The sequence below is a fragment of the Cupriavidus sp. FW305-F7 genome (genome assembly GCF_058782875.1).
In genome coordinates, this window is record NZ_JBYSYC010000041.1 from 71,121 (window position 1) to 80,595 (window position 9,475).

7 protein-coding genes are annotated in these 9,475 nt (G+C 56.8%); 1 reads left to right on the forward strand and 6 read right to left on the reverse strand.

Annotated features, from left to right (window positions below):
* Positions 1–38 precede the first annotated feature (38 nt).
* The 3 genes from AC3WL8_RS30350 to AC3WL8_RS30360 all read right to left on the reverse strand — a co-directional run bounded on the left by AC3WL8_RS30350 (position 39) and on the right by AC3WL8_RS30360 (position 3,580).
* Entirely contained in the window at positions 39–1,223 is a 1,185-nt protein-coding gene (locus AC3WL8_RS30350) for a CaiB/BaiF CoA transferase family protein (protein ID WP_492379487.1), read from the reverse strand.
* 416 nt (positions 1,224–1,639) lie between these two features.
* Positions 1,640–3,034, reverse strand: coding sequence for an MFS transporter (locus AC3WL8_RS30355; protein ID WP_492379488.1), 1,395 nt, complete (start codon positions 3,032–3,034; stop codon positions 1,640–1,642).
* A gap of 96 nt (positions 3,035–3,130) precedes the next feature.
* Positions 3,131–3,580 (reverse strand): hotdog family protein, encoded by a 450-nt coding sequence (locus AC3WL8_RS30360; protein WP_492379489.1) that lies wholly within the window; start codon positions 3,578–3,580, stop codon positions 3,131–3,133.
* A gap of 729 nt (positions 3,581–4,309) precedes the next feature.
* Here AC3WL8_RS30360 and AC3WL8_RS30365 point away from each other — a divergent pair.
* Positions 4,310–5,233: a LysR family transcriptional regulator gene (locus AC3WL8_RS30365; RefSeq protein ID WP_492379490.1), complete on the forward strand. Its 924-nt coding sequence runs from the start codon at positions 4,310–4,312 to the stop codon at positions 5,231–5,233.
* Positions 5,234–5,336: 103 nt separating this feature from the next.
* Here the strand turns inward: AC3WL8_RS30365 and AC3WL8_RS30370 are convergent, their stop codons facing one another.
* The 3 genes from AC3WL8_RS30370 to AC3WL8_RS30380 form a co-directional block, all read right to left on the reverse strand.
* The gene (locus AC3WL8_RS30370; RefSeq protein WP_492379491.1) at positions 5,337–5,651 is read right to left on the reverse strand and encodes a type 2 periplasmic-binding domain-containing protein; all 315 of its coding nucleotides are present in this window, start codon (positions 5,649–5,651) and stop codon (positions 5,337–5,339) included.
* A gap of 1,124 nt (positions 5,652–6,775) precedes the next feature.
* Complete coding sequence (locus AC3WL8_RS30375) at positions 6,776–7,915, reverse strand: CaiB/BaiF CoA transferase family protein (protein ID WP_492379492.1); 1,140 nt, start codon at positions 7,913–7,915, stop codon at positions 6,776–6,778.
* An 84-nt stretch (positions 7,916–7,999) separates the two neighbouring features.
* Positions 8,000–8,596, reverse strand: a complete 597-nt coding sequence (locus AC3WL8_RS30380; RefSeq protein WP_492379493.1) for an AraC family transcriptional regulator — start codon at positions 8,594–8,596, stop codon at positions 8,000–8,002.
* Positions 8,597–9,475: the final 879 nt, after the last annotated feature.

Below are 9,475 nucleotides of genomic sequence, written 5' to 3' on the forward strand. Positions count from 1 at the left end.
GGGGGGGCTCGCAATATGCGAACGCCCCACGCGTGCCATCAGACAATGCCGGCGTCCCGGAAGGCCTGAATTTGCGCGGATTCAAATCCGAGCTCAGCCAGTACTTCGTCGGTGTGCTCGCCGATAGTCGGTGGGCGACGAGTGACCTCGGGAGGAGTACGCGACAAGACGGCAGGCGGTGCGATGATGGGCACCGGATTTGCCAAGCCGGGATAATTGAGCCACACATAGGCGCCCGACTCACGGATTGCCGGGTCATCCAGGGCTTCACGAGGGGAATTGACGGGGCCGGCTGGAATCTTTGCAGCTTCCAGTTCGCGTAATGCCTCCGCCCTCGTACGGCTGGCGCACCACTTCGCCATGAGATCGCTGAGAACTTCTCCGTTTTCGCCCCGCTTCGTGTCGTCCAGGAAGCGCGGGTCGTCGAAGAGCTCGGGCGCGCCCACGAGTCGTGTCCAGCGCTTGAACAATGGCTGTCCGATAGCCTGCGCGATAATCCATCCATCGGAGACCTTGAAAATATCTGACGGCCCGTAAGAAGGACTTCGATTGCCCGTCGGTGCACGGTTCAAGGCAAGGGCCGCCTCTTCAATCAGGGCTCCGCTGGAAAGATTCAATGCGGTTTGGAGTAACGAGGCCTCGACGCATTGGCCGCGACCACTGCACTCCCGCTCGTACAAGGCCATAATCGTACCGAGCGCGCAAGATAGGCCGGTAGAGAAATCTACGACCGGTGCCATCAGCTTGGTGGGTGCATCGGCGGTACCTGACATATGCACTGCGCCGCTGATGGCCTGACCCATGCCGTCAAAGCCGACCCTGTTTGCGGCAGCCTCATGCGAGCCAAACGCCGTCGATGCCGTCACGATGATTCGCGGATTCAGCGCGCTCAAGGTCGCATAATCAAGCCCGAGATTCGCAAGCGTCTTGGGCGGCATATTCGCCACTACTACATCAGCCGTCCTGATTAGACGGCGCACGACTTCTCGGCCCTGTTCGCTATCGATGTCCAGCGTTATGGAACGCTTGTTCCGATTCGCCTGGAGGAACAATGCGCCCTCTCCAGACGCCGTGACCGGAACCACGAACCGGTCTTCACTACCGCCAACGCGGTCGATGCGAATTACATCGGCACCGTAATCTGCCAGCAACGCTGCGCAGAAAGGGCCGGCGATGAACCGACCGAAATCGAGGACGCGGATACCATCAAGAACCTTTGACATCTGACTTTTTGCTTCCCTGAACTGACTGCGCAAAGACTTCCACGTAGTGACGCCGACGCAAAACGAACGATGTCTCCGTCGATTTGGGCGTCGCTATATATGAGAAGTCTCGAACTGGCGCAGCGGGTATGACGTGCGCCGGATGGAAATTCGTATTGAAATACGACCCTGCTAGGATATGCACCGGAACCGGTGCGACCAAGTGGTAATCCACGAGGGTCGGCCTCGTGATTAACGCTCACAGCACCACGCGCAAATGTGCGCTCCATACTGCTCGGCAACCGCTGGCATTCTATGACCAGCGGGCGGCCAGCAAGACCCCGCCGCTTTGCGGGGGGCGTGCTTAATGGGCCCGGATGTTGAATCCTCCAGGCCCCTGAGTGGCCGGTGTCTCCTAAAGCATCGAGCACAGGCCCTCAGCGACCACCTGCATCTGCCTCTTCTTGCAGCAACTTACGGTATGGTCGCAGAGCGGCAACCATCAGGCATGCCGACAGCAGAGCAGCAAAGAATCCCACGATACCAATCGAATGGCCCACCATCCCGGGGTCACCGAAACCCTTGTCTGTAAGCACGGCGATGGCGGTGGGGCCAATCCCATAGCCAATGAGCTGAGCAAAAAACGTATACAAAGAGGCGACAACACCACGCAGCCGACTCGGTGTGCCAATCTGAAGCGCAGCGGCGAGAATGCCGGTGGGCAACATGCTGAAAAAGAAGGCGCCAGCTATAGCGCCCAGAGCCGCGGAAGACGTGGGCACCAGCGGTATCGCAGCGCAGCAACTCGAGAGACAGAAAATTGATGCGGCTGAGGCACGGAGGGAGGCGTCCTTATAGCCTTTATTGCGTAAGCACTGAGCTACCCATGGGCCGACCAGAACGCCGGCTGCACCGAAAATGATGACGAGCAGACCAAAACGGTACCCGAGCATTGCCGGTGAAAGGCCGTGGTGCCGGATGAGAAAGGCGGGCAGCCATGCGGGCATGCCGAGGACAACAATGGCCAGCATGGAAGCACCAGCGTAGATGTTTCCATAAAAGCCTCGCCTGCCCCACAAAAAGGCCGCTGCCTCTCTCAACGTAAAGTGACGGGTATCGCTGCCCGCGCGAAGCATTTGGGTGCGGACGGGTTCCCGTATAGTGAGAAGTACCGCAGCGAGCAGAAAGCCGGGAATGCCCACCATGACGAATGCGAGCTGCCACGTTGGGAGATGTTCAAACATGGCGAGATGCAACCGAAGGTCGTCCGCAAAGCCTACCACCATGCTGCCCGCAACCAAGGAAAATCCACTTCCAAGCGGAGGCCCCAGCATGAAGACGCTAAGGGCGCGCGGGGCGCGTTTCGCAGAAAAATAATCGGAAATCAGTGACCATCCAAGCGGTAACACGCAAGCCTCACTAGCGCCAACACCAAATCGGGCGACAAAAAGCCCTGCATACGAATCGACCAGACCGCACAGTATGGTAAAGATGCTCCATGCGCAGACCCCAAACACGAGGATATTTCGACGGTTTCTGAGGTCAACCAGGCGGCCAAATAAAGGGGCTGCCAGAAGGTAGGCACAGATAAATGCCGCGCCCTGGATGAAGCTTAGTTGTGTATCGGAAATCAGTAGTGAACGTTTGACAGGGTCCACCAACAGATTGAGGAGCTGACGGTCGATATAGGCCAGGGAGTACGACAGTGTGAGTAGGACTAAGACGTACCACGAATACGGTTTGTCCTGCTCATGGGCACCGACGGTTGTCTCGGTTAGTGCTTTATCTGGGAAGCCCTTCTTCGAAATTGAGCCTTGAGTTGATGTATGCATGTCTCCTCCTTATTGAAGCTTTTGGATTATCGCAGCGGACTGCCGGAACTGATGAACTGGGCGGGTAGCCTGCACCCAGTCACTCGTCCGCTTTTTCTATTGCAACGTTAATTTGGGCGCCGGCTTTCGCATCATCCCCAAATACCGAAGCTTTGCGACGACCTCGTTACGCTGGTTATAGGCCCGGATTTCAAGCTCGAAATCCTGTGCACCTGCGGCAGCCGTTTCTTTAATTTCCAACACCTCACTTTCTGCACGGAGCGTGTCTCCGATTTGGATAGCTCGTATGAGTCTGACGTCTCTGATGCAAATGTCGTGCGGGGCCAAACCATACGTCATTCGGTCGATACCTGTGCTGAACATGAAAATAACCGCAAAGGCAGCCATATCGATGCCGCACAGTTGATTATCTCCATGATCGTATCTAGACGGAACATTGAAGCTCAGTGCGCCATATATAACCGCTTCGATTTCGCTAACGGTTTTTGTGATGGGGTGCTCATATACGTCACCGATAATCACCTCTTCACGATGGAGGTCAGTCATTCGGTCCGACATAACATGCTCCCGAGGAGTTTGGCAGTGCAAAACGGCCCCTCTTGGACGTGGCAATATTTGGGTTAGAGCAGAACAGCTTCACTAGCAGATGCTGAAATACCTTCGCGACACCCCGATTGAGACCTCGCAAAGGGTACCTGACCCCTCGACCATGTTGAAAAAATCGATTGTGGGCCGTCCTATAAGGCCAACTGTTTTGCATCGAGGTTCGAAAAGCAGTATTTCAGCAACCTGCTAGGAGGCAAGATTAAGCAGCCTCATTACAAAATCCAAGCTGTCATCCGCGAGGGGGGGGGCTCGCGGTTTGCGAGCCAGCCTGGATGGCGTGCACTGGGCGCACAGAGAGCAAGCTCCCTGGCTTCCTAGCAGCGCCAACGGAACAGCAGTTGAGCGCGCGGCGCGTCACAGTGGACGCGTCGTGTTTTGCCGGTCCGAAGGGCCCCTTCGTGATATGCGAATTCGAGTCTTGGAGGATGATGGTCAACATAACGTCGCCTGACGCGGGCGTGACCTGATGTGTGACCAAGGCAGCACACGAACAATCCGCACCCTGCCTTGCAGGGCTACATGTTCACTGGGTGCGCTTCCGAAGGGATTTGGTCTCGGTTTCGCTGTCCAAAAGAAAGGGCCGCATTGCCATTGTGCATCAATATGCACATGCATTAACGGGCCCGCCGAACGGACCGAGAGCCAGCAGCCTAAAGAGGAGAGAGACTTATGTCATTGAATGTGCATGCGCTAACGCGCAAGGTGGACCTCTTTACTCTTCGGTTGTACCTGACCGTAGTTGAAGAGCGCCAGATACGCCGGGCTGCGATGCGGGAAAACATCGCTCCGTCCGCAGCGACGAAGCGCATTCGAGACTTGGAAGAGGTCGCAGGCCTTGACCTATTCGACAGGCAGCCTGGAGGCGTTGCACCGAGCGCCGCGGGCGAAGTCCTGGCGCGACATTTGCGTCAACTTTTTGACAACTTGGAAGAATTAAGGGAAGAGCTGGGGGAATACTCTGAAGGCGTGAGGGGACACATTACGGTTGCTGCTCCCGGCACGATAATTCTCCAGTATCTCGCGCACGAGATTGGAGAGTTCTCCCGCAATTTTCCGCAGGTAGAATTGTCCATCAAGCAAGGTAGAAACTCTGCCGTGGTCCAAGCGGTAGCCTGTGGCGAGGCAGATGTTGCCATTTATCTCGCCAACGATGCCTCCACAGCAGACGCCTTGGATAGCATGCCTTATCGCACGGACCGTCTGGTAGCGTTGGTGCCGCGCGGCCATTTGCTTAGCCAGCAATCGTCTGTCGTGTTAGCTGACTTACTCGAGGAACCGTTCATCGGCATCGACGCGAACACGCTTTTGATGGCCAGCGTTCACGGGGCTGCTCGAGCGCTCGGACGCACTCTCGAGCCAAGATTCACCGTGGAAACAGTCGAGGTCGCTCGCAGCTTGGTGGAGGCGGGTCTCGGAGTAACAATATTGCCTGAGTGCATGCATTCGTGGCAAGCCAGCGAGCGGGTGGCAACGCTGGAACTGGCCGAACCATGGGCACTTCGCAGTGTTCGCATAGGGACGCGGTCTGGCAAAACAAGAACCATGGCTACCCGAGCGCTTATTCGGCAACTCACGGAGCCTCCGGGTATGTGACCAATGACGCGCCATAGTTCGGCAACGCTAACCCGCTAACCGCTACGAATCTCGGGTCACATGCAGATACGATGCACCTTCCGGGTCGCGGTACCGTAATGCATCAATAACCAGAGAGAGGGCCGGCGATAGCTGCCGGCGGCTCGCATAATAAAAAAGATGATAGCCAGAGAAAATCGGGCACCACTCGTCCAGCATTGACACAATGCTTGCCAGCGTCAATATTGGATTGCGCTACGTCCAAGGGTACATACGCGATGCCCATGCCGTCAATGGCAGCATCGCGTATCAAAAAGGTATTACTGAAGACGGACTGCCCTCTGACACGTACTGTGACGGATTGCGCATCCTTTTCAAATTCCCACGCATATAATCCACCATACGTCGGCAAATATAGGTTGATGCATGAGTGATGCACCAAATCGCGGGGATTCGCGGGGGCGCGACCGTGAGGAGAGATACGACTGGTCTGTTGTTACCGTGCTTCTAACAAAACGAAATCTTAGGAGTACTCAAAATGAATATTCAACGTAACGGCACCCGCGCGTCTCAAATAGGTCCTGAACAGTATTTCTTCGGCGGCCAAGTCCGCGTTGACATGTTGTTTGACGCTCAAGCCCCGACGCGAGCAAGCGGTGCCGTTGTCACTTTTGAGCCTGGGGCGCACACGGCATGGCAAACCCACCGGTGTGGCCAAGTGCTAATCGTTACGTACGTAGTCTGGATGCTCCCCGCGAGAAACATTGGCACGGTGCTTGTGCTCAGACTGCGATAAGCCATATAGCCACACAAGAGGCGATTAACAGCACGTCGGCGAACTGGCTGGAGAAAGTGAGCGACACGGACTACCACGGCCACGGACTGTAATGGGTAAAGGGATAGAAGATGAAATCTGACCACCACACGCTGTCGGCGAAACAACAAGCGATACTTCCCCTCTCCATGCTGGGCTGGACATCGGTCTAACTATTAACGATTGCAAGGAAATGCTTATCCAGATGTACGCTTATGCGGGTTTCCCTCGTAGTCTCCATGCGCTGGCACAGTTGATGAGCGTACTGGATGAGCGCCAGGGAGGTGGCATTGAGGACCAAGCAGGCGTCGAGCCACGCTCCGCGGCCGGAGGCGATTCGCCTCTGTCATTAGGCACTCGAATCCAGTCGCAACTTGTTGGTGCCCCTGTCCAGGGGGCGCTATTCGAGTTCGCGCCTGCAATAGACCAATACCTAAAAGCCCATTTTCTTGGTAGCATTTTCGCCCGTGACAACTTCGACTGGCAGAGTCGTGAGTTGGCGACAATTTCAGCCTTGGCACCGCAATGGACGGTGTTGCTTCCCAGCTGCGGGCGCACGTGAGGATTTGCCTCAACATTGGGTTGACGGTGGAGCAATTGCTTTGTGCCGCTGACGTGGTCTCCGCGAACGTAGGAACTGAAGTGGCGCAGCGCGTCCGCGACGCACTCGGCAACTAATCGTTGTGAGTACGCACCGCTGCTTGCCGAAAAAGAGCGTCCCATAGGGTGCTTGGTTCACTGTCCGTGTCTTAAGGCGCCGACGGCATCCCGAGCGCAAGGAGTTCCTCTTCCGAAAGCCACTCCGCGAGTGCGAGCGCAGCGTTTTCCGGCGTAGATTTGGTTGGAGGACGCGGTACAGCTGCTGGTGTTTTTGAAAAGCGCGGGGCGGGCGCGGGCTGTACGACGCCCGCTACTTCAACAAAAGTGCCCCTTGCCTTCAGATGTGGATGGTCAGGAGCTTCATCCAAATCGAGAACCGGGGCAAAACATACGTCGCTGCCTTCAAGTAGCGCAGTCCAATCTGCACGAGTGCGGCTCCGGAAATGCGCTCCAAAAATCTCGCGCGCGGTGCCCCAATCGGCGCGTTCAGCGGGGTCGCCTAGCCTTGTAGCCTCAAGGCCCAGCTTATCAACAAGCTGGCGGAAGAACTTCGGCTCGATGGGGCCGATTGACACGTACTTTCCGTCCGCACATTCATATACGTCATAGAATGGGGCCCCGGAATCAAGCAGATTCGTGCCTCGCTCTGGCCCGGTCAGTCCCGCCGCGCGCAAGCCCGCATGAACGGTCAGGAGTGAGGCAACGCCATCGACGATAGCAGAGTCAACAACTTGCCCCTTACCGGACGAGTGCGCCTCTAGAATCGCACTGACGATACCAAGGGCGGCATAGGCTGACCCGCCCGCATAGTCGCCCACGACATTCAGCGGCACCGTTGGCGGTTCACCGGCCCGACCAATCGCACTAAGCAGGCCGGTGATGGCGATGTAGTTGATATCGTGGCCGGCGGTTTGGGCCAGTGGACCGTCTTGACCCCACCCCGTCAACCTACCATAGACCAGCTTGGGATTTCTGGCCCAACAGTCCTCTGGGCCCAAGCCCAGTCGCTCTGTGACGCCAGGGCGAAATCCCTCGATTAACGCGTCCGCCTTGTCGACCAGTGCCAGAACGAGATTCCGGTCTGCCTGGTCCTTTAGGTCGACTTTGATTGACCTGCGGTTGCGGAGCACAAAGTCGAACTCAAGCGGTCGGGATAGTCCTAATCCGGATGCTTCCTTGCGGTCCACGCGAATGACCGTTGCCCCTAGGTCGGCCAGTAACATGGCGCAGAATGGTGCTGGCCCTATGCCTGCCAGCTCGACGATGCGTACTCCTTCAAGAGGTCCCAACTTTCATCTCCCGTATTTTGTGGTTCGTGTGCATGTTGTTGCGCCGCCAGGTGCTGTCCCATGTGCGGCGCTATAGGTATCGCTTCACGCGACAAGTCTGTGTTCTGTAGAAATTGCTCTGTTGGACAGCCGCCTGACCGAGGGCAATGGCACCCCGAACCTGTCATAGAACGCCGCCTCAAGGTCCCCGTGGTCCGGCCAGCCGACCTGACGCTTCAGCGCATCGGAGGGAACGTTGCCTTGCATTAGCTCGACCAACGCGCGCATCAGACGTTGTGTGCGACAAAGGTCACTCAGGGCGCAGCCTTGCGAGAAAAGTCTACGTCGCACTTTCATTGCTGGCATGTCGAGCAGGTTCGACAGAAATGTTGCATCCCACGGATGCTGAGGTTGTAGGAAAACGCGCTGTGCGATGTACTGGTGCAGCGCATCCTCGCCCGCTCCGCAGGCGCTGCTCCGGAAGGCCAGCGTGCATGCCGCAGGCTTCGTCGGAGTACCGTCGAGAACAAGGTCGATGGTTTCAAACGGTTCGAGCGTGAGGCGTTCGCCCGCTGCGAGCACGCGCTCGAATCCCCGACGCCTGACCCTCGCACGGCCATCAACAGCGTCAATCACCAATGAGAAAGCAGGCAACAAACGCTGAAGTTTGACGTGAGAAAGCGATTGAATTGAGATTTGCATAGCGAGCGCTCCCCATAGTCGGTAATTGGACAGCCGCCTGGCGTCCTAGTCACGGTCAGGCCACTTCTTCACCCAACCCTCACGCTGGATACATGGGCGACTCTCCCACTTAATGACGTCGCCACTGGGTAGTTCCATCGCGTCGCAGTGCTCCACTACCTTGCTACGCCCACCCAAAATATCGTCCAGAGAGCTTCGGCGAGGCAGCTTCAGGTTCGATTGGTGCGCAGCCAAGGAAATGTTCGTGTGGACAGCGAGCCAGTAGCTTCCCCCAATAGCGATGGGGCGGCCTTCGTTGCGGGTTACGGCATACATGGTGCTTTACTTACCTAGCGAGTTCCGTCACGGCAAGGGTAATCACCAGACAAGCATGCTCCAAGCTGTAATCCGCGAGGCCTCGATTCACTAATGACGCTCTCACTAACTTGGGTTCCAAAGGCGCTCGCTTCTCAGAGCATCCACCGAACCGCCTTCCCACTCAGCAGAGGAAGTTGGGGCCGCTGGAGGGTCCTATTGCTCACCTCTCTGATGTCAGACGACAGTGGCTCAGGTATCCCCCCAGGCAATTGCAGGCCTTTTCAAAAGGTTCAAGGTGCGTTGCCACGCGGTCGCCAGCAGTGCCTCTAGCGAGCACATGGGCAGTGGACCTTAGGTTGAACGTCAGAAAGGACCTTACTTCAGGGAATCGGCCCGAACGTTAACTGCGAGGCGGCAGCTCGTGAATGAAGCTTTGCGTCCCCCTTGGCGGACCGCATAAGCTTGTAGCGCGCTGACCATACGATTTGTAGTTTCGGCGCGCTGTGTGTGGTGGTCTAATTTCCTCGGACAGGTCGATAGGAGGACAATCCGGAATCGACGAGGAAAAAAGATAGATGACAA

What these genes read in the sequence shown, in the direction of transcription:
- AC3WL8_RS30350 (WP_492379487.1), bottom strand. Translation starts at nt 1,223, where the DNA reads ATGTCAAAGGTTCTTGATGGTATCCGCGTCCTCGATTTCGGTCGGTTC.
- AC3WL8_RS30355 (WP_492379488.1), bottom strand. Translation starts at nt 3,034, where the DNA reads ATGCATACATCAACTCAAGGCTCAATTTCGAAGAAGGGCTTCCCAGAT.
- AC3WL8_RS30360 (WP_492379489.1), bottom strand. Translation starts at nt 3,580, where the DNA reads ATGACTGACCTCCATCGTGAAGAGGTGATTATCGGTGACGTATATGAG.
- AC3WL8_RS30365 (WP_492379490.1), top strand. Translation starts at nt 4,310, where the DNA reads ATGTCATTGAATGTGCATGCGCTAACGCGCAAGGTGGACCTCTTTACT.
- AC3WL8_RS30380 (WP_492379493.1), bottom strand. Translation starts at nt 8,596, where the DNA reads ATGCAAATCTCAATTCAATCGCTTTCTCACGTCAAACTTCAGCGTTTG.